The sequence below is a fragment of the Klebsiella sp. K5-204 genome, assembly GCF_030128585.1.
In the GTDB taxonomy this organism is placed as follows: domain Bacteria; phylum Pseudomonadota; class Gammaproteobacteria; order Enterobacterales; family Enterobacteriaceae; genus Klebsiella; species Klebsiella quasipneumoniae.
In genome coordinates this window covers 114,277-138,039 of record NZ_JAKUZS010000008.1, presented here as the reverse complement: position 1 = coordinate 138,039, position 23,763 = coordinate 114,277, and the positions used below count along the sequence as shown (strand labels likewise).

Annotated in this window: 22 protein-coding genes; 16 read left to right on the top strand and 6 right to left on the bottom strand. The window is 59.8% G+C overall.

Annotation, left to right across the window (positions count from 1 at the left end):
- The first annotated feature begins 412 nt into the window (after positions 1-412).
- The 4 genes from pgaA to pgaD are packed head-to-tail and all read left to right on the top strand — an operon-like array spanning position 413 to position 6,651.
- Positions 413-2,860: a poly-beta-1,6 N-acetyl-D-glucosamine export porin PgaA gene (gene pgaA / locus MKR05_RS20930; RefSeq protein WP_167879027.1), complete on the top strand. Its 2,448-nt coding sequence runs from the start codon at positions 413-415 to the stop codon at positions 2,858-2,860.
- An 8-nt stretch (positions 2,861-2,868) separates the two neighbouring features.
- The gene (gene pgaB / locus MKR05_RS20925) at positions 2,869-4,884 is read left to right on the top strand and encodes a poly-beta-1,6-N-acetyl-D-glucosamine N-deacetylase PgaB (RefSeq protein WP_048298617.1); all 2,016 of its coding nucleotides are present in this window, start codon (positions 2,869-2,871) and stop codon (positions 4,882-4,884) included.
- Positions 4,877-6,208: a poly-beta-1,6-N-acetyl-D-glucosamine synthase gene (gene pgaC, locus MKR05_RS20920; protein ID WP_004206396.1), complete on the top strand. Its 1,332-nt coding sequence runs from the start codon at positions 4,877-4,879 to the stop codon at positions 6,206-6,208. Before pgaB ends, pgaC begins: the two co-directional genes overlap by 8 nt.
- Positions 6,205-6,651: a poly-beta-1,6-N-acetyl-D-glucosamine biosynthesis protein PgaD gene (pgaD, locus tag MKR05_RS20915; RefSeq protein WP_048296453.1), complete on the top strand. Its 447-nt coding sequence runs from the start codon at positions 6,205-6,207 to the stop codon at positions 6,649-6,651. The genes pgaC and pgaD overlap by 4 nt, the downstream gene beginning before the upstream one ends.
- A 47-nt stretch (positions 6,652-6,698) precedes the next feature.
- Here the strand turns inward: pgaD and MKR05_RS20910 are convergent, their stop codons facing one another.
- Positions 6,699-7,484, bottom strand: coding sequence for a DsbA family protein (locus MKR05_RS20910; protein WP_023291680.1), 786 nt, complete (start codon positions 7,482-7,484; stop codon positions 6,699-6,701).
- A 225-nt stretch (positions 7,485-7,709) separates the two neighbouring features.
- Between MKR05_RS20910 and MKR05_RS20905 the strand changes: the two genes are divergently transcribed.
- The 3 genes from MKR05_RS20905 to cbpM all read left to right on the top strand — a co-directional run bounded on the left by MKR05_RS20905 (position 7,710) and on the right by cbpM (position 9,761).
- On the top strand, positions 7,710-8,393 hold the full coding sequence (locus tag MKR05_RS20905; RefSeq protein WP_032454594.1) for a TerC family protein: 684 nt from the start codon (positions 7,710-7,712) through the stop codon (positions 8,391-8,393).
- 145 nt (positions 8,394-8,538) lie between these two features.
- Positions 8,539-9,456, top strand: a complete 918-nt coding sequence (gene cbpA, locus MKR05_RS20895) for a curved DNA-binding protein (protein ID WP_048296452.1) — start codon at positions 8,539-8,541, stop codon at positions 9,454-9,456.
- Positions 9,456-9,761 (top strand): chaperone modulator CbpM, encoded by a 306-nt coding sequence (cbpM, locus tag MKR05_RS20890; protein WP_020481009.1) that lies wholly within the window; start codon positions 9,456-9,458, stop codon positions 9,759-9,761. The genes cbpA and cbpM overlap by 1 nt, the downstream gene beginning before the upstream one ends.
- A 578-nt stretch (positions 9,762-10,339) precedes the next feature.
- On the opposite strand, the gene MKR05_RS20885 is transcribed toward cbpM, so the two are convergent.
- From MKR05_RS20885 to MKR05_RS20870, 4 genes are all read right to left on the bottom strand, one after another.
- Positions 10,340-10,711 (bottom strand): plasmid partitioning/stability family protein, encoded by a 372-nt coding sequence (locus tag MKR05_RS20885; RefSeq protein WP_017900087.1) that lies wholly within the window; start codon positions 10,709-10,711, stop codon positions 10,340-10,342.
- Positions 10,712-10,720: 9 nt separating this feature from the next.
- A complete protein-coding gene (gene parM / locus MKR05_RS20880; protein WP_032454592.1) occupies positions 10,721-11,677 on the bottom strand; it encodes a plasmid segregation protein ParM domain-containing protein in 957 nt (318 codons plus the stop codon).
- A gap of 275 nt (positions 11,678-11,952) precedes the next feature.
- Entirely contained in the window at positions 11,953-13,368 is a 1,416-nt protein-coding gene (melB, locus tag MKR05_RS20875) for a melibiose:sodium transporter MelB (protein ID WP_044525156.1), read from the bottom strand.
- Between the two features lie 92 nt (positions 13,369-13,460).
- Positions 13,461-14,813 carry an alpha-glucosidase/alpha-galactosidase gene (locus MKR05_RS20870; protein ID WP_048296451.1) on the bottom strand — a complete coding sequence of 451 codons (1,353 nt, stop codon included), beginning with the start codon at positions 14,811-14,813 and terminating at the stop codon, positions 13,461-13,463.
- Between the two features lie 239 nt (positions 14,814-15,052).
- Here MKR05_RS20870 and melR point away from each other — a divergent pair, with 239 nt between their 5' ends.
- Positions 15,053-15,991, top strand: a complete 939-nt coding sequence (melR, locus tag MKR05_RS20865) for a transcriptional regulator MelR (protein ID WP_004206385.1) — start codon at positions 15,053-15,055, stop codon at positions 15,989-15,991.
- 49 nt (positions 15,992-16,040) lie between these two features.
- On the opposite strand, the gene proP is transcribed toward melR, so the two are convergent.
- Positions 16,041-17,543 (bottom strand): glycine betaine/L-proline transporter ProP, encoded by a 1,503-nt coding sequence (gene proP, locus MKR05_RS20860; protein ID WP_023291673.1) that lies wholly within the window; start codon positions 17,541-17,543, stop codon positions 16,041-16,043.
- A 544-nt stretch (positions 17,544-18,087) separates the two neighbouring features.
- Between proP and MKR05_RS20855 the strand changes: the two genes are divergently transcribed.
- From MKR05_RS20855 to phnK, 8 genes are all read left to right on the top strand, one after another.
- Entirely contained in the window at positions 18,088-18,423 is a 336-nt protein-coding gene (locus tag MKR05_RS20855; protein WP_023291672.1) for a zinc ribbon domain-containing protein YjdM, read from the top strand.
- 227 nt (positions 18,424-18,650) lie between these two features.
- A complete protein-coding gene (gene yjdN, locus MKR05_RS20850) occupies positions 18,651-19,085 on the top strand; it encodes a VOC family metalloprotein YjdN (RefSeq protein ID WP_023291671.1) in 435 nt (144 codons plus the stop codon).
- 155 nt (positions 19,086-19,240) lie between these two features.
- A complete protein-coding gene (phnF, locus tag MKR05_RS20845) occupies positions 19,241-19,966 on the top strand; it encodes a phosphonate metabolism transcriptional regulator PhnF (protein WP_023291670.1) in 726 nt (241 codons plus the stop codon).
- On the top strand, positions 19,967-20,419 hold the full coding sequence (gene phnG, locus MKR05_RS20840; protein WP_032454588.1) for a phosphonate C-P lyase system protein PhnG: 453 nt from the start codon (positions 19,967-19,969) through the stop codon (positions 20,417-20,419).
- The gene (phnH, locus tag MKR05_RS20835; protein ID WP_008807244.1) at positions 20,416-21,000 is read left to right on the top strand and encodes a phosphonate C-P lyase system protein PhnH; all 585 of its coding nucleotides are present in this window, start codon (positions 20,416-20,418) and stop codon (positions 20,998-21,000) included. Before phnG ends, phnH begins: the two co-directional genes overlap by 4 nt.
- A complete protein-coding gene (locus tag MKR05_RS20830) occupies positions 21,001-22,065 on the top strand; it encodes a carbon-phosphorus lyase complex subunit PhnI (RefSeq protein ID WP_023291667.1) in 1,065 nt (354 codons plus the stop codon).
- On the top strand, positions 22,058-22,906 hold the full coding sequence (locus tag MKR05_RS20825; protein WP_002885202.1) for an alpha-D-ribose 1-methylphosphonate 5-phosphate C-P-lyase PhnJ: 849 nt from the start codon (positions 22,058-22,060) through the stop codon (positions 22,904-22,906). The genes MKR05_RS20830 and MKR05_RS20825 overlap by 8 nt, the downstream gene beginning before the upstream one ends.
- The gene (gene phnK / locus MKR05_RS20820; RefSeq protein WP_023291666.1) at positions 22,903-23,661 is read left to right on the top strand and encodes a phosphonate C-P lyase system protein PhnK; all 759 of its coding nucleotides are present in this window, start codon (positions 22,903-22,905) and stop codon (positions 23,659-23,661) included. Before MKR05_RS20825 ends, phnK begins: the two co-directional genes overlap by 4 nt.
- Positions 23,662-23,763: the final 102 nt, after the last annotated feature.

Below are 23,763 nucleotides of genomic sequence, written 5' to 3'. Positions count from 1 at the left end.
TTTTTTTGCTATTGAGAATTTTTGTCAGAAATCATCTTAAATATCCATGAAAAACCTTTCTCTTCACTGCAATATAAGCCACCCAACAAAATTAAAACAAAATTTCAGCCAACTTCATTTTTTATTTATTTCAGTAAGTTAAAGGAACTCGCTTCAACATGGCGATTCGAATCAAACCATTTTTACAGATTTATCTTAAAACGCAGTTCGTCATTTAACCATATTTATCCGCTGCGGTATCGGGTATAAATTATCCATTCAATTATCCACAGGAGATATGTTTATTACTTTGCAATAAGTCATTCACCCGCAGTGCCAGTCAGCTAAATGGGACCATCCTCATCCTTTAACTCACCGTCAAAGGACGGTCGTGTTGTGCAATGGATTCTTGATGAACATATGGCAAATAGAAATGGAAAGATCACCTTATTCAAATACGTTATTGTTTAATCGCAACACGAAACTCTCGCTGTCAATCGGTGTGCTTTTGCTCTTCCCGACGCTGGTTCAGGGAGCGGACTCGCTCTATGACCAGCAGATCCTGCAAGCGCGTCAAGGCCAGTACGCCCCCTTTCTCTCATATCTTCAGCAATACCAGCTGCGGCATGCCTTAACCCCTTCTCAGGTTGCAGACTGGCTGCAGGTAGCCCTCTGGGCCGGCCAGGACGACGAGGTGGTGAAAGTCTGGCGACGCTATCAGGTCTATATGCCGCTTCCCGCACGGGGCACCGCCGCCGCGGCGCAGGCGATGCGCAACCAGAAACAGTGGCAAGCCTCGCTCCTCCTCTGGCAGCAGGCTCTCAGCCAGGCCCCCGACAGTGACGACTATCGTATCGGCTATATCAAGACGCTGGCCGATGCCCGCAAGGACGGCGAGGCGCTCAGAGAAGCGCGTCGCCTGGTGGCGGAGCAGGCGAGCATTGCCCACCTGCAGACCCTCTCTTATGTCTACCTGCGGCTTGGCAAGAGCTGGGACCAGCTGCTGGTGGACACGCAGATCCTCGATCGCGAACCGCAGAATAAAGCCGCGCTGGCGAGCCTGATGGCGACCCTGACCCGCAACCGGATCGACTCCCCCGCCCTCGGCCTCGCGAATAACGTCGAACTGACGCCCGCGGAAAAGCGCAACCTGCAGCTGAACGCCGCCGCCGAACTGGTGCGCCTTGCCGATACACCTTCCCGTGAAGAAAAGGCGCGTTACGCGCTGGCCCGCACGGCGCTGGCGCAATACGACGCGATGATCGCCGCCTGGCGTCCCGACCCGCAGGCCGCCCCGGACATCACCCGGGCGCGCATTGACCGTCTGGGCGCGCTGTACGCCAACGCAGACTACGCGCAGGTTATCCGCGAATACCAAAGCCTGATGGCGCAGCAGCAGGCGGTTCCCGACTGGGCCATCGGCTGGGTTATCTCCTCTTATATCGCGCTTAAGCAGATTGAGCCTGCGTTGACGCTTATTCATCAGCATCCCTCGTGGCTGACGAGCCAACAGAATGAAGAACATGAGCTTTTCTTCGCCCTGCTGGACACCGCTCAGTACCCGGCGGCGCAACGGTATGTCGCCCGACTCACCCGGAATGCGCCCTATATCCGTCATCTCTACGGCTCGCCGACACCCCAGCCGAACGACGACTGGCTCACCGCGCAGTCGCTTAACGTGCACTATCTCTCCGCCACCAACGCCCTGCCGCAGGCCGAAGCCCGCATGCAGCGCCTGGCGGCGACGGCCCCCGGCAACCAGGGGCTGCAGATCGACTATGCCGCCCTGCTGCAGGACAGAGGGCTGCCGCGGGCAGCCGAACGCCAGCTGAAAGCGGCGGAAGCCCTGGAGCCCGCCAGCCTGCAGCTGGAGCGCCAACAGGCCTGGGTCGCCCTCGATCTGCAGGAGTGGCGGCAGATGGATCTGCTGACCGACGACGTTATCGCCCGCTCGCCACGGGATCTGAATACCCAGCGCCTGGCCAGAGCCCGCGACATCCATCATTTCTCCGAGCTGCGCCTGAGCGTCGGCAAAGGGCTGCATTCCGACAACCCGGTGAGCGGTACCCACGACCTCAGTTTTGAGACGGCGATCTACAGCCCGCCGATAGCCGACAGCTGGCGATTGTTCGGCGGCCACCGCTTTGCCCAAGGCAATTTTGAAGAGGGGAAAGGCAGCCGTCGCCAGCTGTTCGCCGGTATTGAATGGCGTCCGCGCGACGCCTGGGGAGAACTTGAACTCTCCAGCGTCAATTTTCACGGCGAGAATAAGCCCGGCGTCCGCCTCTCCGCCGCGCACGATGTCAACGATCGCTGGCAGCTGGGCGGCGAGCTGGAGCGGATTTCGCAGCAGACGCCGCTGCGCGCGTTACGCAACGGCGTCAGCGCCAACCGCGGCGAAGGCTGGCTGCGCTGGTATCAAAACGAGCGCCGGGAGTACCGCGTCAGCGCGGCCGCCAGCCGCTTTACCGACCACAACCGTCGTCAGGAGTACACCCTCTCCGGTAAAGAGCGCCTCTGGCAGACCCCGTGGCTAACGCTGGATCTGCAGCCCGGTCTGTCGGCCAGCGCCAATAGCCGCACCGACACCGCGTATTACAGTCCGGCCCGCGACCTCGCGGCCACCGCGGCGCTGGCGGTCGATCACACGCTTTACCAGCGGTATGACACCGTCTGGAGTCAGCAGCTACTCGCCGGCGGCGGCAGCTACTGGCAAAAAAATCACGCCGCCAGCGCGATAACGACGCTGGGCTACGGACAGCGTCTGCGCTGGAACAACCTCGTCGACGCCGGGGTGATGCTGAACTGGGACAAACGCCCCTACGACGGTAAACGTGAAAACAACCTCGCTATCACTGTTGATGCAAACATACGGTTTTAAGGATGACCATGCTGAACACGACCCTGCGCAACGGCCTGATGCTTCTCGGCTGGCTGTGCCTTATCTTCAGCGTGCGTGCTGAGGAGGTCCCCTTCCTCGCCCCGCAGCAACGACCCCAGCTGGAGGCCAATAACCCCTGGCCGGCGGATCGCTTTCTGGTGCTGGCCTATCATGACGTCGAAGACGACGCCGCCGACCAGCGTTACCTTTCGGTGCGTACCAGCGCGCTTAATGAGCAGATCGCCTGGCTGCTGCATCACGGCTACCATGCCGTGAGCGTTCAGGACATTCTGGACGCGCATCATGGCCTTAAGCCGCTGCCGCCTAAGGCTTTTCTTCTCAGCTTCGACGATGGCTATAGCAGTTTTTATACTCGCGTCTGGCCGCTGCTTAAAGCCTGGAACGTTCCGGCGCTGTGGGCGCCGGTGGGCAGCTGGGTGGACACCCCCGCCAACCAGCCCGTTAATTTTGGCGGCCTGATGACGCCGCGCGATCGCTTCGCCACCTGGGAGATGGTGCGCGAGCTTAGTCGCTCGCCGCTGGTGGAGATCGGCGCGCACACCTGGGCCTCGCACTACGGCCTGCCGGCCAATCCGCAGGGCAGCCGCGAGCCCGCCGCCGCTAACCGCGGCTGGGATAAAACCACCGGCCGCTATGAAAGCGACGCGCAGTTTACCCGGCGAATGGCCGATGACGTGCAGAAAGTGACGGCGAAAATCCACGACGTCGCCGGGAAAGCGCCGCGCGCCTGGGTGTGGCCCTACGGCGCCGCCAGCGGCAGCACCCTGGCCATCGCCAAACAGCAGGGGTATCAACTGGCGTTTACGCTGAACGACGGCCTGGGCAACGTGAAGGATCTGGATAATATTCCGCGCATGCTGATCGCCGGTAACCCGTCGATCAAGGCCTTTGCCAACGCCGTAACCCAGATTCAGGAAGCCGATCCTGTTCGGGTGATGCATGTGGATCTGGACTATGTCTATGACCCCAATCCCGTCCAGCAGGCAAAGAATATCGATAAGCTGGTGCAGCGCGTCTATGACATGAAAATCAGTCACGTCTTTCTGCAGGCCTTCTCCGACCCGCAGGGTGACGGCACGGTCAAGTCGCTCTATTTCCCCAACCGCTGGCTGCCGATGCGCGCCGACCTGTTTAATTTCGTCTCCTGGCAGCTACAGACCCGCGGCGGGGTGAAGGTTTATGCCTGGATGCCGGTGCTGGCCTTCGATCTCTCGTCCGATCTGCCGCGCGTTCAGCGCTGGGATCCGCAAACCGGGAAGGCGTTACTTGCCCGTCAGCCCTATGTCCGCCTGTCACCCTGGGATCCCCGGGTTCGCCAGCAGATCACCGACATCTATGAGGATCTGGCCCGACACGCCAGCTTCAGCGGGATTCTGTTCCACGACGACGCCGTGCTGACCGATTTTGAAGACGTGAGCCCGGAGGCGGTCGCCGCCTGGCGGCAGAGTGGCCTGGCGCACGATGCCGGCCCGGTGCCCCAAAGTCCGCAAGAGCGCCAGGCATGGATGCGTTTCAAAAGCCAAACCCTGACCCGCTTCACTCTGCAGCTGCGCCAGTCGGTGCAGGCCATCCGCGGCCCGCAGGTAAAAACGGCGCGTAATCTCTTCGCCCTGCCGATCCTTGAGCCGCAGAGCGAAGCCTGGTTTGCGCAAAATCTGGATGACTTCCTTGCCGCCTATGACTGGACGGTCCCCATGGCGATGCCGCTGATGGAGTCCGTGCCGATTGACGCCAGCCAGGCCTGGCTGACGCGGCTGGTGCAGGCCGTCGCCCGCCGCCCGGGCGCGCTGAAGAAAACCATCTTTGAGCTACAGGCCAGAGACTGGAACCGACGCCAACGCAACGCCATTCCCGACCAACAGCTGGCGGACTGGATGCATTTGCTGCGGCTAAACGGCGTCAAAAATTACGGCTACTACCCAGACGATTTCATTAACAATCAGCCAGATATCTCCCGTATCAGACCGCAATTTTCTTCCTGGTGGTACCCTGACCATGACTGATCGCATTATCGCATTGTGCATTTTATGCCTCGTTTTCGGGCTGCCGTTAGGCGTCGCAGCGGCGTTTACCGGCGAGCTTATCCTCGACTTTGTCTTTTTCTGGCCGCTGTTTATGTCGGTACTATGGATAACCGGGGGTTTGTACTTCTGGTTCCAGCTGGAGCGCCACTGGCCGTGGGGGGAGGATACCCCGCCGCCGTCGCTGCCGGGCAATCCGCTGATCTCGATCCTGATCCCCTGCTTTAACGAGGAGAAAAACGCCCGGGAGACCATCAGCGCGGCGCTGGCCCAGCGTTACGCCAACCTCGAAGTGATCGCGATTAACGACGGCTCTTCGGACAACACCGCCCAGGTGCTGCAGCAATTGGCGCAGGAGGAGCCAAGGCTGCGGGTGATCCACCTGGCCGCCAATCAGGGAAAAGCGGTGGCGCTCAAAGCGGGCGCCGCCGCCGCGCGCGGCGATCTGCTGGTCTGCATCGATGGCGACGCCCTGCTGGACCGGGATACCGCGGCCTGGCTGGTCGCCCCGCTGATCCACTACCCGCACGTCGGGGCGGTCACCGGCAATCCGCGGATCCGCACCCGATCCACGCTGATCGGCCGCATTCAGGTAGGGGAGTTCTCGTCGATCATTGGCCTTATCAAGCGGACGCAGCGGATCTATGGCCGGGTCTTTACTGTCTCCGGCGTGATCGCCGCCTTCCGGCGTCAGGCCCTGGCGGACGTCGGCTACTGGAGCCCGGATATGATCACTGAAGATATTGATATCAGCTGGAAGCTTCAGCTCCGCCACTGGGACATCTTTTTCGAGCCGCGGGCGCTGTGCTGGATCCTGATGCCTGAGACCCTAAAAGGGTTATGGAAGCAGCGTCTGCGCTGGGCCCAGGGCGGGGCCGAAGTCTTTCTGGTCAACCTGCGCCGCCTGTTTCACTGGCAGCATCATCGGATGTGGCCGCTGTTTCTGGAGTATGCCTGCTCCACGCTGTGGGCCTTTGCCTACGCGGTCACCATCCTGCTGTTTATCCTCAGCCGCCTGATGCCATTGCCGGACAACCTGACAGTGCACAGCCTGTTTCCGCCTGAGTTCACCGGCATGCTGCTCGGCCTGATGTGCCTGCTGCAGTTCGTCGCCAGCCTGTATATCGAACGGCGCTATGAGAAAAAGGTCGCCAAATCCCTGTTCTGGGTGATCTGGTTCCCGATGGTTTACTGGATGATCGGCCTGCTGACCACGCTGGTCGCTTTTCCGAAAGTGATGTTGAAACGTCAACGTTCCCGCGCGCGCTGGGTGAGCCCGGACCGGGGAAAAGGAAGCCTGCGATGAATGAAAATACGCTCATCTTAACCGAACACCGCGTGCTGCCCCGGCTGGTGGACGCCGGCTTAACGCTGCTGGCCTGGCTCGGTTTTCTGTTCTTTCTCTACGCCAATTTGCTGATGCAGTTCATCGCGCCGCCCTCCCCGCGCTGGTCATCGTTGATGGACTCCCTGAATACGGCGCTGTTGTATTTATTGATTGCCGCGCTGAACGGCTGGTTGCTGATCCTCTGGTACCACTATAACCGACGCCGCGCCCATACCCGGCGTCACACCGCGGTGCTTACCCTGCGAGATGAGGAGCTGGCCAGCAGCTTTAACGTCGCCCCGCAGATCATCTCCGAAATGAGTCGCTATAATTTGCTGACCGTTTACCACGATCACATTGGCCAGATTATTGATTTAAAAAGCCACGCGCTGCCGCCGCCCGAGGAGAGGGATCAGGAATGATAGCAGGGCCGCCCTCGGCGGCCCTGACTGGGTAACGACGCCGCCGATCAGCCGCCGGCCTTTTTAATGGCGGCTTCGAGCGAGGCTTTATCCGCCAGCCCCGGGAAGACGGTGATGCTGGCTTCCGTGGCGCCAGTAGTCGGCATCACGATCACGCCCGGCGTGCCGCTGAGACCAATCTCCTGCGCCAGGTCGTTAATGCTCTGCAGCACCGGTTCGACGTCGGTGGCCTTCTTCGCATCAAAGCCGGCTTTCTTCGCCTGCTGCTGGATATCCGCCGTCGTCAGCTTGCCTTCGTTATGTCCGGTGGCGTAGATCCCGTTATGGTAGGCCAGATAGGCATCCGCCCCTTTCTGCTGATAGATCTGCAGGCCGGTTTTCGCTGCTTCCAGCGAGCTTTCCCAGCGGCCGCCGAAGATAGGCCACTCTTTAAAAGCGAAGCGGGTCTGCGGATGCGCTTTAATCACCTGCTCCATCACCGGCGCCAGCCGGCTGCAGTAGACGCACTGGTAGTCAAAGAACTCAATCACCGTGACTTTGCCGTTGGCCGGGCCGTAGGTCGGGGTATTTTTATCCTGGGTCAGCAAGGCGGCATTCTTCAGCACCGCCTGGGTGGCCGCGCTGGCCTGCTGCTCAGCCTGAATTTGCTGCAGTTTCTGGCTTGCCTGCAGGAGAACTTCCGGGTGGGCGACCAGGTAATCGGCGGCGATTTTGCCGATTTGCGCCTCCTGTTCCGCGGTGAAAGTCGCCGGCGCGTCAGCGGCAGAAGCCATCGCCGGCAGTAAGACAGCGCTCAGCAGGGCGACAGAGAGGTATTTCTTGTGGCCAGACATAGTGGGGATCCTTGCGATAAGTGAACAGCAGGTGAGTCTGTATGACAAAATATCACCCTTTTTCGCCGAAGCCTTGCCCGACGACGCGTTGATTCGTAACTTTATTTTTCAGGCTCAGGTTTCCCGCGCGACGGCGCGGACCGGCGCCAGTGGTCAACGCTCCCCGGGCGGAGCCCCCGGCGCAACGGCTTTTCGTGGTATTTATTTCAGGTGGTTTCTCTCGATATGTATGCGTTTCTTCAACAATGGGACATGGCGGTGATTATGCTGCAGATTGTCGCCATCGACTTACTGCTGGGCGGCGACAACGCCGTGGTGATCGCCATGGCCTGTCGCAAACTGCCGCCACAAAAACGCACCAAAGCGATCGTCATCGGCACCGTAGGCGCCATCCTGGCGCGCATCCTGCTGCTGGCGATCGCCCTGTATCTCCTGTCGCTGCCGTGGCTGAAAATAGTCGGCGCGCTGCTCCTGATGTGGATTGGCATCAGGCTGGTCAGTAATGAGGAGGACGAGAGCGAGGTTGCCAGCTCCGGCAGCCTGTGGCGCACCGCAGTCACCATCACCGTCGCCGATGTGATCATGTCGCTGGATAACGTGCTGGCGGTGGCCGCCGCAGGCAAAGGACACATTGCGCTGGTCGCCCTCGGCGTGGCGATCAGCATTCCGGTTATCGTCGCCGGCAGCAAGCTGGTGCTGGCCCTGCTCACTCGCTTTCCCGCGGTGGTGCTGCTGGGCGGGATGCTCATCGGCTGGATTGCCGGGTCAATGCTGGTCAGCGACCCTACCCTTCGCCAGCTGTTTCCCACCGCCGGCGACGGCATTGCGCGCCTGGCCGGCGCCATCGGCGCGCTACTGGTGCTGTTCGCAGGCTGGCGCCGTCGTCCGCGACCGCAGGTGAAAGACTAGCTGCGCCCACGACGCCGTTGACCCCGACGGCGTCAAGTTTCCGCCACTTTTCTTCCCCTTCAGGGCGCATTTGCCCTACGCTTTATACAGACGCCTGATCCAGGGAATATGTAACCACCGCACTGAGCATAGATGAGATAACAGCATGGAATTGAAGGATTATTATGCCATTCTCGGGGTGCAACCAACCGACGATCTGAAAACCATCAAGACCGCCTACCGCCGCCTGGCGCGCAAATACCACCCCGACGTCAGTAAAGAAAACGATGCCGAAGCCAAATTTAAGGATCTCGCCGAAGCCTGGGAAGTCCTGAAAGATGAGCAACGGCGCGCGGAATACGATCAGCTCTGGCAGCATCGCAACGATCCCGGGTTCGGTCGCCAGCAGCAGACCCACGAGCAGAGCTACAGCCAGCAGGATTTCGACGACATCTTTTCCTCCATGTTTGGCCAGCAGGCGCATCAGCGTCGCCGTCAGCACGCGTCGCGCGGCCACGACCTGGAGATCGAGGTCGCGGTGTTCCTTGAAGAGACGCTGGCTGAGCAGACCCGCACCATCAGCTATAACCTGCCGGTGTATAACGTGTTCGGCATGATCGAAAGCGAGACGCCGAAAACGCTGAATGTGAAGATCCCCGCCGGGGTGGCCGATGGACAGCGCATCCGCCTGAAAGGCCAGGGGACGCCGGGCGAAAACGGCGGGCCGAACGGCGATCTGTGGCTGGTGATCCACATCGCCCCGCACCCGCTGTTCGACATCGTGGGACATAACCTGGAGATCGTCCTGCCGCTGGCGCCGTGGGAGGCCGCGCTAGGCGCCAAAGTCACGGTGCCCACCCTGAAAGAGAGCATTCTGCTGACGGTGCCGCCGGGTAGCCAGGCAGGGCAGCGCCTGCGTATCAAGGGCAAAGGGCTGGTGAGCAAAACCCACACCGGCGATTTGTTCGCCGTTATTAAAATTGTGATGCCGCCAAAACCAGATGAAAAAGCGCGTGAGCTCTGGCAACAGCTGGCCACCACCGAAGCCAGCTTCGATCCGCGTAAGACATGGGGGAAAGCCTGATGGCTACAGTAACAGTGACGTTTACCATTACCGAATTGTGCCTGCGTACCGGGGTGTCGGAAGAGGAGCTGACGGAGATTGTCGGCTTAGGCATGATTGAACCGCACCAGCCGCAGGCGGACGCCTGGCTGTTCGACGACAGCGCGGTGACGATCGTCCATCGCGCGGTGCGCCTGCGTAACGAGCTGGAGCTGGACTGGCCGGGGATTGCGGTGGCGCTGACGCTGCTGGATGAGAACGCGCGGCTGACCCGCGAAAATCGCCTGCTGCAGCAGCGCCTGGCCCGCTTTCTCGCCCACGGATAGGGGCGACATCCCGGGTGGCGGCGTACCGTCTTACTGCCGGGTGGCGGCTACGCCTGACCCGGCCTACAAACTAAGCACAGCGCAAGCCGGGGAATTTCCCGGGTCGCGGCGTTCCGCCTTACCCGGGCTACCGGACCAGGCCCACCATTGCACTGGATCCGTAGGCCCGCGCAAGCGCAGCGCCGCCGGGCATGGCCACAGCCAGGGCGCCGTCTTACTGCCGGGTGGCGGCTACGCCTTATCCGGCCTACAAACTAAGCACAGCGCAAGCCGGGGAATTTCCCGGGTCGCGGCGTTCCGCCTTACCCGGGCTACCGGACCAGGCCCACCATTGCACTGGATCCGTAGGCCCGCGCAAGCGTAGCGCCGCCGGGCATGGCCACAGCCAGGGAGCCGCCTGTATGCCGGGTGGCGGCTACGCCTTACCCGGCATACAAACTAAGCACAGCGCAAGCCGGGGAATTTCCCGGGTCGCGGCGTTCCGCCTTACCCGGGCTACCGGACAGTGTAAACAGTAGCCCGGCTAAGCGCAGCGCAAGCCGGGGAGTTTCCCGGATAGCGCAAACCGCGAATAGCGCTTAGTCCGGCAGCGAACCGGCGAGGTTGCGCGCCGAAACGCTCTCGCTGACCGGCGCGGGCGGCTCCGGCGCCTTAGCCGGGGCGGCCGCTGGCGCAGCTGTCGGGGCGGAAGAGGCCGGCTGGATCTCAAGGAACGAGGCCAGCATCTTGCGCAGCGTTTCCGGTTTAGTGTCTTCCGCCAGCAACGCCGCCAGCATCGACGGCAAGCGGCTATCGACTTCCCCTAACGCCAGCCCCGCCAGCAGCGCCGTGCGCGACATATCGCCGCGGTCGCCGCGATGGTGGGCCTCAATTTTTGCGTCCGCGAAGCGCTCGCTGGCGCTGATATCCGGGCGCAGGTAAATCAGCACTTTTCTGCGTTCCAGAGTCATAGACGCTCCTTAGCCAATAATTTTCAGACCACGCACCAGGGCGAACTGCGGCTCTTCAGCCACCACGAAACGGTCCTCACGCAGGCCCATACGTTCACGAATGGCATCGGCAACCAGCGGCGCGCCGCCGCCAATCACGATGGCATGCGAGTAGCCTTTAAAGCTATCGATAGCCGTCAGGACGCGGGTGGTCAGACGTTCGATGCTGTTAGTGATCACCTTTTTCACCTCAGAAACCGCATCCGGATCGTTGATGTTATCGGTCAGGTACGCTTCGTCATGGCGATTGATAATGATCTGGTCGACGTTATAGCTTGAGGTATCGGTATTCGCCCGCGCCAGCGCCAGCTTAACGGCGTCGGTCACCAGCGATACGCCCAGCTTCGGGTCGCCGTAAATGCGCGAAACCGAGGTCATCTGCCCGGCGACCATCGAGATATCGAGCGTGGTGCCGCCGAGGTCGATAATCAACACCGAATGGGAGGGCTTGAGTTCATCGCACAGGCTAATGCCCGCCGGAATCGATTCCGGGCGCACGGTGACTTTGGTGATGTTGAACACCACGCCTTTATTCAGCTTAACTTCGCGCAGCAGGCTCTTTTTCTTACGCTCAATGTTGTCGAGGCGATATTGCGCATCCTCGTCATAAAATTCAGTCAGCGGCAGCGTCACAACTATTTCGACGTCCTGTGGCTCAAGACCGCTGGTCAGCAGCGCGTGATGGACAGCGATGGAGTTCAACGGGCTGTACTGCCAGTCAATATTATTGGTCGGGAGCGCATCGGGAGTGATCAGGTCGAATGAGTACTTTTCATCATCCACGGTGTAGTTAAAGGGCTTCCCGGAACCGAAGGTGGCAGACCAGCCGCGTTTAAAACTATTGGGGCTGATATGGGTGAAAGTTTCGCCATCTTGCTCCCACAGCATTTTGATATTGGTTGAACCATCATCGATAAAAATGCGCATCGCATTGCTCCATCACTGAGACAAATAAGAGAAAAATGTAACACCCAAAAAGAGTAGCAAGAGTTAAAAAGCAGCGCAAGAGCACGAAAAAGAGACAATTCTGAGTTTTAATTGAGAACAATTGGAGCAAATAACAACTTCACGAACCTAAAGAGAGAATATTTTGAGACAAATTAGAGAAATGCGATTTCTCTTTTCGTCCGCTTTCAACGCTCATTTTTGTCCAAAAAAGAGAGTATCCCTCCCCTCTTTCGTCAGCTGTTTTCGAACGCTTTTTACACCTGGTTGGGTACCACAATGGGCCGTTCCGGCTCAGCCACATTTTCCGGTACCCGACGATATTTATCCAGCAGGTGAATCTGAATGCGACGCAGCATATCGCCGTTCAGCTTGTAATAGCGGAAATAGAGAAACAGCGTCAGGGCAAAAAAGAGCGTCGGCAGCGCAATCATAATCGCCTGCATCCCCAGCAGCGTCTGGGACGACTGGGCCACATTCGGCACATAACCGATGATACCGAGCACGATGGCGATAAACCAGGCCGCGAACGCCGAGCCCGCTTTCACCACCAGCGTCTGCACCGAATAGGCGATACTTTCGCAGCGGATGTTCATCGTATATTCGCCGTAGTCGACGGTATCGGCCACCATAATAACCTGCAGCACCCAGAACAGCGCGGTGCCGATATTCAACAGCACGCCGGCCAGCGAAATCAGCGCGACGTTGTAGACCCCGCTCAGCGCCATCAGCAACAGCACGCCGCAGCCCAGCACCGGCATGATCGAAGCGCCCGCCCACAGAATGCGCCGCGACAGCCCTTTCACCAGCCGCGGAAACAGCACCAACGTCAGCAGGTTCGCCGCGCCGGCGTAGGACATGTAATACGGGAACATCTCCGCGCTGCCAATCACGTAGGTAAAGTAGTAAATCGCAAAGCCAGCGATAATATTCGCCGCCGTGTTATAGGCCAGCGCCATGCCCAACAGGCAGGCCAGCTGATCGTTTTTATAGATCAGCGCCACCATCTGGCGCAGTGAGAGATGGCTGGCATCCTCGCTCACGCCGCTATCCGAGGAGTAAACCTCGTGGACGTTACGCAGCGTGACGAGGGTGGAAACCACGAAGAAGGCGATCAACACCAGGGTGAACATCTGGAAACCGAAACCGCGGTCGGCGCCGCCCACGGCGCTGACAAACGGCAGCGTGACGCCGGCAGTGACGAATCCCGCCAGGCTGGCGAAAAAGCGTGGATACGGCACCAGCTGTTCACGTTCGCGTTTATCAAGGGTAATGGTCGGCACCAGCGACCAGAACGGCACATCCATGATGGTGTAGGTGAACCCCCACAGCAGGTAGGTCAGCCACACCCATGCCAGCAGCGCCCCGCCGGAGAAGTGATGGGCGCTGAACAGCATATACAGCACCACCGAGTTGGTTATCGTGCCAATCAGGATCCACGGTTTGAATTTCCCCCATCGCGATCGCGTACAGTTGACGATCCAACCCATGATCGGATCGGCTATCGCATCGAGGATCCGCGCCACCAGAAACAAGGTGCCGACCACCCCAACCGACAGTCCAACAATATCGGTGTAGTAATACATCAGGTACATGTAGACGATACCGATAGCGAAATCTTTACCAAAGGCACCAAATCCGTAGCTGAGCTTTGTTGTCATTGAAATACTCATAGGGTACAGGTCGCTGTCGCCAGCGCCTCCTTCAGTGTTTGATAGAGCATGCAGGACGCCGCCGGGTCGTTGCCCCCGGCGGCATGAGAAGATTAACGATGCAGCCAGGACGGCAGCCAGTCGCCGTGGCTGGCGATCAGATCGTCCACCAGCGCGTAGATCTCTTCGATCCCCAGCACCGCGGCGGTGTGCGGATCCATCATCGTGGCGTAATAGACGTAATCGCGATTTTCGGTGAGGATCGCTTCCGTGAGCAGCGTCTGCACGTTGATGTTGGTCTGCATCAGCGCCGCCAGATGCGCCGGCAGCGCGCCCACTTTGGTCGGCTGAATGCCGTTGGCGTCCACCAGGCAAGCCACTTCCACGCAGCAGCCCTGCGGCAGATTGTCGATAAGGCCGTCATTGCGCACGTTGCCATACACCACGCTTGGCTCGCCGGTCCAGATGGCGTTCATGATGGTGCTGGCATACTCACGGGATGGCTTCACCTCGATGCGCTCACCGCGCTGATAGCTCTCCAGCTCCTGATGCCAGTTGGCCAGTTGCTCGACGCAGCGTTTCGGGTATTCATCCAGCGGCACTTTATAGCGGGCGATAAGGTCCTCGCGGCCCGGCTTGATAAACCATGGCGTGTATTCGGCAAAATGCTCCGATGACTCGGTCACAAAGTAGCCGAGCTTTTTGAACATCTCATAGCGGACGATATTTTCGCAGCGCGGGTTACCGTGCAGGTTAGGCTTCGGCGCGCGCCCATCGGCGTAGGCCTGCAGCAGGTCGGGATAGAGGCTGACATAGCTGCCGTCGGCGAGCTTTTTCGCCAGCGAGAGATAGAACGCCATATGGTTAATCCCGGCGCAGCGGTAGCGTAAATCCGCCGGGTTGAGGTCAAGATCGCGCGCCAGTTCTTCCGCCGTTCCCTGCACCGAGTGGCACAGGCCAACCTGTTTAATATGCGGGTAGCGGGCGTACATGGCCCAGGTGTTCATCGCCATTGGGTTGACGTAGTTAAGCAGGGTGGCGTCCGGGCAGACCTCGGTCATGTCGTCGCAGATAGCCCACAGGTGAGGTATGGTACGCAGGGCGCGCATAATGCCCCCCGGACCCAGCGTATCGGCGATGGTCTGCTCCAGGCCATGGCGTTTACAGACCTCAAAATCGGTGACAGTACAGGGCTCATAGCCGCCAATCTGGAAGGCGACCACAACGAAATCAGCGCCCTGCAGGGCGGTTTTGCGATCGCGATGGCAGCTGATTTCGCCCTTCGCGCCGACGGAATCCATCAGCTTGCGCACCACGGTATGCGACTCTTCCAGCCGGGTGTCATCGATATCCATCAGCGCGACATGCGCCGATTTCAGCGCCGGGCGCTGGAAAACATCACCGAGAATATTTTTAACGAACACCGTCGAACCGGCGCCGATAAAGGTAATTTTTGGGGCGGTCATTACGCTCTCTCCATCTGGTCATTGAACCCTTGCAGAGTGGCACGCCGTTCAGCGTTGCGCTGCCCTGTTCCCACCGGAGCATTCCCGAAAGCTCAGATCGGCCATTAAGCGCCACAAAATCTGAGTTTTCGGGAACAGATTGCGCAAAAAGGAGAGAAAATGGGCCGATTCTTCCGCTAAGCTGTCGTCAGTTCTGGCGAAAAATGCAGCCACTCTGACAATTCAGGAATACGCTAACGATGGAATACCGCTTCACCTCCCTGCCCCCCGATCCCTTTATGTGCAGCAGCGATGAAAAGCAGAGCCGCAGCCCGCTGGCGCTCTACTCTGAGTATCAGCGTATGGATATCGAGCTGCGCCCGCCGCACGCCATGCCTACCAGCCACTGGCATGGCCAGGTGGAGGTCAACGTGCCGTTCGATGGCGACGTGGAATATTTGATTAATAACGAAGTGGTGCGCATAGAGAAAGGCTATATCACCCTGTTCTGGGCCTGTACGCCGCATCAGTTGACCCGCCCGGGGGATTGCCAGCAGATGGCGATCTTTAACCTGCCGATGCATCTGTTTCTCTCATGGCCGCTGGACCGGGAGCTGATCAACCACGTCACTCACGGGATGGTGATTAAATCCCTCGCCGCCCAGCAGCTGAGCGCCTTCGAGGTGCGCCGCTGGCAACAGGAGCTGAACCACGACAATGAACAGATTCGCCAGCTGGCGATCGATGAAATCGCCCTGATGCTGAAGCGGCTGAGCCTCGCCGGCTGGCAGCCGATTCTGGTCAACAAAACCTCGCGCACTCATAAGAACAGCGTCTCGCGCCATGCGCAGTTTTATGTCAGCCAGATGCTGGAATTTATCGCCGCCCACTACGACCAGGCGCTGACCGTCAATGCCGTCGCCGAGCACGTTAAGCTCAACCCGAACTATGCGATGGGGGTATTCCAGCGAGTGATGCAGCAAACCATGAAGCAGTACATTACCGCCATGCGCATCAATCACGTGCGGGCGCTGCTGAGCGATACCGACAAGACCATCCTGGATATCGCCCTCACCGCCGGTTTCCGCTCCAGCAGCCGCTTCTACAGCACCTTTACCCGCTACGTGGGGATGCCGCCGCAGCAGTACCGTAAACTTAGCCAACAGCGTCGTCACGGTCTGGCCTTGCCGGAGGCATAAAAAATGCCGCCGGGGTTTCCCCAGGCGGCATGATTAGCAGTGAAAACAGTTAGTCGTTGATACGCGGATGCTGCTGCACCAGACGCGACCGTTTTGCCTGCAGATCGGCGATCTCCTGATCGATATCTTCGATTTTTTGCTCGATATTATCGTAGTGCTCGCCAAGGATTTCTTTCGCTTCCTGAATATCCGACGCCGCCGGGGTCGCCCCTTTGAGCGGACGGTTAGCGGTCTCTTTCATCGACAGGCCCGTCGCCATACCCACCACCGCGATCACCATCAGGTAGTATGCCGGCATCATCAGGTTCTGAGTGGTTTCCACCAGCCACGCCGCCAGGGTTGGCGTCAGACCGGCAATCAGCACCGAGATGTTAAAGGCGCTGGCCAGGGCGCTGAAGCGGATGTGCGTCGGGAACATCGCCGGCAGCGAGGAGGCCATCACCCCGATAAAGCAGTTCAGCACCACCGCCAGCAGCAGCAGACCGGCGAAGATCAGGCTCGTCACGTTGCTGTTGATCATAATGAAGGCCGGGATCGACAGGGCAAACAGCGCCACGCTACCAATCAGGATAAACGGGCGACGGCCGAAACGGTCGCTAAGCATACCGATAACCGGCTGCACAAACAGCATCCCGACCATGATAGCGATGATGATCAGCACCCCATGGTCTTCCGAGTAGTGCAGGTTATGCGACAGGTAGCTCGGCATGTAGGTCAGCAGCATGTAGTAGGTCACGTTGGTGGAAATCACCAGACCGATACAGGTCAGCAGGCTGCGCCAGTGCTTCGTGGCAATCTCTTTAAACGAGACCTTCGGCCCGTCCTGCAGACCTTCACGATCGCCCTGCTCCATGGTGTCCACATGCTGCTGGAACGCCGGGGTCTCTTCCAGCGCATGGCGCAGATAGAGGCCGATGATGCCTAGCGGCAGCGCCAGGAAGAACGGGATACGCCAACCCCACTCAAGGAAGTTCTGTTCCCCCACCACGCTGGAGATCAGGACCACCACGCCGGCCCCCATCACAAACCCGGCGATGGAGCCAAAGTCCAGCCAGCTGCCCATAAACCCGCGTTTACGGTCAGGGGAGTATTCCGCGACGAAGATCGACGCCCCGGTATATTCACCACCGACCGAGAAGCCTTGCGCCATTTTACACAGCAGCAGCAGGATCGGCGCCCAGATACCTATCGTGGCATACGAAGGAATAAGGCCGATACAGAAAGTACTTATCGACATGATCACGATAGTTATCGCGAGAATTTTCTGCCGACCGTATTTATCGCCCAGCATCCCGAAGAACAGGCCGCCCAGCGGACGAATTAAAAATGGAACGGAGAAGGTACCGAGTGCGGCAATCATCTGCACGCTTGGGTTGGCATCGGGGAAGAAGACTTTACCTAAGGCGTAGGCCACAAAGCCGTAGACGCCGAAATCGAACCACTCCATCGCGTTGCCCAGAGAGGCCGCGGTGATCGCCTTTTTCAGTTTACCATCGTCGATGATGGTCACATCCTTAAGGGTGATGGGCTTTATTTTTTTCCTTTTAAGCATATTTTTCCTCTGCTACTCCGCCTTGAATGCACGTCTCTTCGCCGAATGGCAAAGCCATTCGCAACGTGCGTCAGGAGCGGTGAATTGCTGTGCTCCTCATTTCAAGCGTAGCAGGTTTGCCTGCACTGTCTGCTGACAGAATGTACAACCGAACCTGTTGACGCCTGCTGTGGCTACTGGTGAATAAATGGAGCGGCTCATCGTCATAATTGATGAAATTGACCTGCTCCCCTTTTTTACCCTAACAGTGTTTATATCTGCGATCAACTTCACATAAATTTACCGCCTAATTACAGAGTCCCAGAAAATAAATAAGTTCATTTCCTGCCGATCGCCCGGAAATTATTTCGTCGATGTTGTTCCATCGCCGGCGGTTAATTTCAGCAATTATTCGGTTCTTCCCGGAATAGCGCCCCGGCTATTTTTTAGCAAAAAAACACCCGACAAAAGTGGGTGATTGCGCTATAATCATAGCCACTTTCGGCTCTCAGCCGCTGTTTAAAGGACCAACGTCCTGTTTTTCGACGACATCACGAGGAACGTCATGCAACTGCCACACTGCCCAAAATGCGATTCGACTTACACTTATGAAGACAACGGCATGTACATCTGCCCGGAATGCGCCCATGAGTGGAACCCTGCCGAAGCCACGGAAGAAAACGACGTTCTGATCGTTAAAGATGCCAATGGCAATTTACTGGCCGATGGCGACAGCGTCACGGTAGTGAAAGATCTGAAGGTTAAAGGCAGCTCTTCGATGCTGAAAATCGGCACCAAAGTGAAGAATATCCGCCTGGTCGAAGGCGATCACAATATTGACTGCAAAATTGACGGTTTTGGCCCGATGAAGCTGAAATCTGAATTCGTCAAAAAGAACTGATTTATTTCCGGGCAGGCGACGCGATTATTTTCCCCTATCGCCGTCGCCGCTCCCGATATCCTCACTGCCCTTCGCCTCCCTGCGCATCCGGTTATTTATCCCGCCAGCCGCCGCTATTTACGCTGCCGCCTGCAGCACTATTCCCGCCCCATTTTCGCGCTGCCGTCTGGCTCAATCCCGCTGTGGGCGACTACGCTTTACGGGTTACGGTCACTGAGGTATTCACCATGTCCTTAAGTCCCTACCTTGCCTTTGCGGGCAACTGCGCCGAGGCGATCGCCTTCTATCAGCAGACGCTGGGCGCCGAGCTGATGTTTAAAATGACCTTTGGCGAAATGCCGCCTTCGGCGCAGGAAGCCTCTGACGGCTGCCCGTCTGGCCAGAAGATGGCGGATGACGCCATCGCCCACGCCAGCCTGCGCATCGGCAACGGCGAGCTGATGCTAAGCGACAGCGCCTTCGGGCCCGATGTGCATTACGCCGGCTTCACCCTCGTCCTCGATCCCAACGATGTCGCTGAAGGCCAGCGCTGGTTCGACGCGCTGGCGGTCGGCGGGCGCATTGAGATGGCCTGGCAGGAAACCTTCTGGGCCCACGGCTTTGGCAAAGTCGTCGATCGCTTTGGCGTCCCATGGATGATCAACGTAGTCAAACAAGGCTGACTCCGCCAGGGCGGCCTGGCCGCCCTGTCATCCATCTGGCATTAACTCTTCATCCTTTAGTCATCATCACTTAACAGAACTGCAACATAAACCGGTCAGGATCGGCTCACAACGCGAGGAGGCTCCTCGCCTATGCTGTGTGAGGCTTGATGACCATGCACCTGTCCAGACATCCGACCAGTTATCCCACGCGCTATCAGGAAATCGCCGCCCGGCTTGAGCAGGAGCTGCGCCACCACTATCGCTGCGGCGACTATCTGCCCGCCGAGCAGCAGCTGGCGACGCGCTTCGACGTAAACCGCCATACCCTGCGTCGGGCTATCGACCAGTTGGTTGAGCGCGGCTGGGTACAACGCCGTCAGGGCGTCGGCGTGCTGGTGCTGATGCGGCCGATCGATTACCCGCTCAATGCCCAGGCGCGGTTCAGCCAGAACCTGCTGGAACAAGGCAGCGATCCCACCAGCGAAAAACTGCTGTCGGTACTGCGCCCCGCCAGCGCACACGTTGCCGAGGCCTTTGGCATTAGCGAGGGCGAGAATGTCATCCACCTGCGCACCCTGCGCCGGGTCAATGGCGTCGCCCTGTGCCTGATTGACCACTACTTCGCCGACCTGCGCTTCTGGCCGGTGTTGCAGACCTTCAGCCACGGCTCGCTGCACAACCTGCTCCGCGATCGGCTTGACGTCGAACTGACCCGGGTGCGCACCAAAATCAGCGCCCGTCGCGCACAGGCGAAAGAGAGCAAGCTGCTGGAGATCCCCAATATGGCGCCGCTGCTCTGCGTGCGCACCCTCAACAGCCGCCAGGGCGAGCAGGCCGTCACCGAATACTCCGTCAGCCTGACCCGCGCCGACATGATTGAATTCACCATGGAGCACTGAATGCACTTCGATACCGCCACCCGCCAGCGCTGGATGTCCGTGCTGGCCCACAGTGAACCGCAAGATCTTCTGGCACGCATGCACGCCCTGCAGCTGGCGCCGGAGTATGAGCTGATCCGCTCTCCCGAGACAGGCCTGGTGCAGCTTCAGGCCCGGATGGGCGGTATCGGCGACCGTTTCTTCGCCGGCGACGCCACGCTCACCCGGGCGGCGGTACGTCTGGCCGATGGTACGCTCGGCTACAGCTGGATCTTAGGCCGCGACCGCCCGCACGCCGAACGCTGCGCGGCCATCGACGCCCTGCTGCAGTCGCCCCGCCATTTTCACAATTTAATGGAAACCCTGATAACCCCGCTGGAAGCGCTACGCAGCGCGCGCATTGAAGCCCGACGCGCCGAAGTCAACGCCAGCCGGGTCGACTTCTTTACCCTGGTTCGCGGAGATAACGCATGACCTTACAACCCGCTTTTACCCTGGCTGTGCAGGATGCCCAACACAGTTTTCGTCGCCTGCTGAAAGCGATGAGCGAGCCGGGGGTGATTGTCTCCCTGCAGCAGTTGCAGCACGGCTGGCAGCCGCTGAACGTCGCCTCCACCAGCCTGCTGTTGACCCTTGCCGATCACGAAACGCCGGTCTGGCTCGCCAGCGCCCTGCATAACGATCTGGTGGGACAGAATCTGCGCTTCCATACCGGCGCGCCGCTGGTGGACCAGCCGCAGCAGGCGGTCTTTGCGGTCGCCAATGACGGCATCAGCGCCGAGCAGCTCAACGTCCTCTCCGCGGGCACCGTCACCGCCCCGGAGACCGGCGTCACGCTGATCGTCCAGCTCGCCAGCCTGAGCGGCGGGCGCATGCTGCGCCTGACCGGGGCAGGCATTGCCGAAGAGCGAATGATCGCCCCTCAGCTGCCGGACTGCATCATTGACGAACTGACGGAGCGCCCGCACCCGTTCCCGCTGGGCATTGACCTGATCCTCACCTGCGGCGAGCGCCTGCTGGCGATCCCGCGCACCACCCACGTGGAGGTTTGCTAAATGTACGTTGCCGTCAAGGGCGGTGAGAAGGCGATCCGCGCCGCTCACGCCTTACAGGAACAGAAACGACGGGGCGATGGACGGCTTCCCGAACTGAGCGTTGACCAGATAAGCGACCAGCTCAATCTGGCGGTGGACCGGGTGATGACCGAGGGCGGCATCGCCGACCGCGAACTGGCGGCGCTGGCGCTCAAGCAGGCCAGCGGCGATAACGTCGAAGCGATCTTCCTGCTGCGCGCCTACCGCACCACCCTGCCGCGGCTGGCGGTTAGCGAACCGATCGACACCGCCGGAATGCGTCTCGAACGCCGCATCTCGGCAGTGTACAAAGATATCCCCGGCGGTCAGCTGCTGGGCCCTACCTACGACTACACCCACCGCCTGCTCGATTTTACCCTGCTGGCGAACGGCGACGCGCCGTCTGTGCCGAAAGCCGATAGCGAAGCGCCGACCTCGCCGCACGTCTTTAGCCTGCTCACGCAGCAGGGGCTGGCGAAGGCCGAGGAAGATCGCGGCACACCGCCCGACGATATCACCCGCACCCCGCCGGTCTACCCCTGCTCGCGTTCTTCGCGCCTGCAGCAGCTGATGCGCGGCGATGAAGGCTACCTGCTGGCGCTGGCCTATTCGACTCAGCGCGGCTATGGCCGCAACCATCCGTTTGCCGGCGAGATCCGCAGCGGCTACGTGCAGGTGGAGATTGTCCCGGAAGAGCTGGGCTTTAGCGTCAATATTGGCGAGCTGCTGCTGACCGAATGCGAAATGGTCAACGGCTTCGTCGCCCCGCAGGATGAACCGCCGCACTTCACCCGCGGCTACGGTCTGACCTTCGGCATGAGCGAGCGCAAAGCGATGGCCATGGCCCTCGTCGACCGCGCCCTGCAGGCGGCGGACTATGACGAAGAGATTGCCGGTCCCGCCCAGGATGAAGAGTTTGTGCTGGCCCACGCCGATAACGTTGAAGCCGCCGGCTTCGTCTCGCATCTGAAGCTACCGCACTATGTCGATTTCCAGGCCGAACTGGCGCTGCTGAAACGCCTGCAACGGGAGAACGAACGTGGCTAACCCACTGACTGGCTATAACTTTGCTTATCTCGACGAGCAAACCAAGCGCATGATCCGCCGGGCTATTCTCAAAGCGGTAGCCATTCCCGGCTATCAGGTGCCGTTCGGCGGTCGCGAAATGCCGATGCCCTACGGCTGGGGCACTGGCGGCATCCAGCTGACCGCCAGCGTCATCGGCGAGAACGACGTGCTGAAGGTGATTGACCAGGGCGCCGATGACACCACCAACGCGGTGTCGATCCGCCAGTTCTTTAAGCGCGTGACCGGCGTCGCCACCACTGAGCGCACTGAAGACGCCACCCTGATCCAGACCCGCCACCGCATCCCGGAGACGCCGCTGGTGGAGGATCAGATCCTGATCTATCAGGTGCCGATCCCGGAGCCGCTGCGCTTTATCGAGCCGCGCGAAACCGAAACCCGCACTATGCACGCCCTGGAAGAGTACGGCGTGATGCAGGTGAAACTGTATGAAGATATCGCCCGCTTCGGCCATATCGCCACCACCTACGCCTACCCGGTGAAGGTCAATGGCCGCTACGTGATGGACCCCTCGCCGATCCCGAAATTCGATAACCCGAAAATGCACATGATGCCGGCGCTGCAGCTGTTCGGCGCCGGGCGCGAAAAGCGGATCTACGCCGTGCCGCCCTATACCCCGGTGGAAAGTCTCGATTTCGACGACCATCCGTTTACCGTCCAGGAGTGGGATGAGCCTTGCGCCATCTGCGGCTCGCGCCACAGCTACCTCGACGAAGTGGTGCTGGATGACAGCGGCCAGCGGATGTTTGTCTGCTCCGATACCGACTATTGCCGCCAGCAGAGCGAGGGGCAGAAAAAATGAGCCAGCCGTTACTTGCCGTCAATCACCTGACCCATCTCTATGCCCCGGATAAAGGCTTCCGCGACGTCTCCTTCGAACTGTGGCCGGGGGAAGTGCTCGGCATCGTTGGGGAGTCCGGATCCGGTAAAACCACCCTGCTGAAGGCGATTTCCGCCCGCCTGACGCCGCAGCGGGGCGAGGTGCTGTACCAGCAGCGCTCGCTGTACGCCATGAGCGAAGCCGAACGCCGCCGCCTGCTGCGCACCGAATGGGGGGTGGTGCATCAGCACCCGATGGACGGCCTGCGTCGCCAGGTCTCCGCCGGGGGCAACATCGGCGAACGGCTGATGGCCACCGGCGCGCGCCACTACGGCAACATTCGCGCCACCGCCGAAAAGTGGCTGCAGGAGGTGGAGATCCCGCCCTCGCGCATCGACGACCTGCCCACCACCTTTTCCGGCGGCATGCAGCAGCGCCTGCAGATCGCCCGCAATCTCGTCACCCAGCCGAAGCTGGTGTTTATGGATGAACCCACCGGCGGGCTGGATGTGTCCGTGCAGGCGCGGCTGCTTGACCTGCTGCGCGGCCTGGCGGTGGAGCTGAATCTGGCGGTGGTGATTGTCACCCACGATCTCGGCGTCGCCCGCCTGCTGGCGAACCGACTGCTGGTGATGAAGCAGGGCCAGGTGGTGGAGAGTGGCTTAACCGACCGGGTGCTCGACGATCCGCATCACCCTTACACCCAGCTGTTGGTGTCGTCGGTATTGCAGAACTGACGCTGTTTTGCCGGGCGGCGGCGGCGCCTTACCCGGCCTGCAGATACGTTATTCGTAGGCCGGGTCAGCGAAGCGCCTCCCGGCAACTCAACCCCGTGAGGG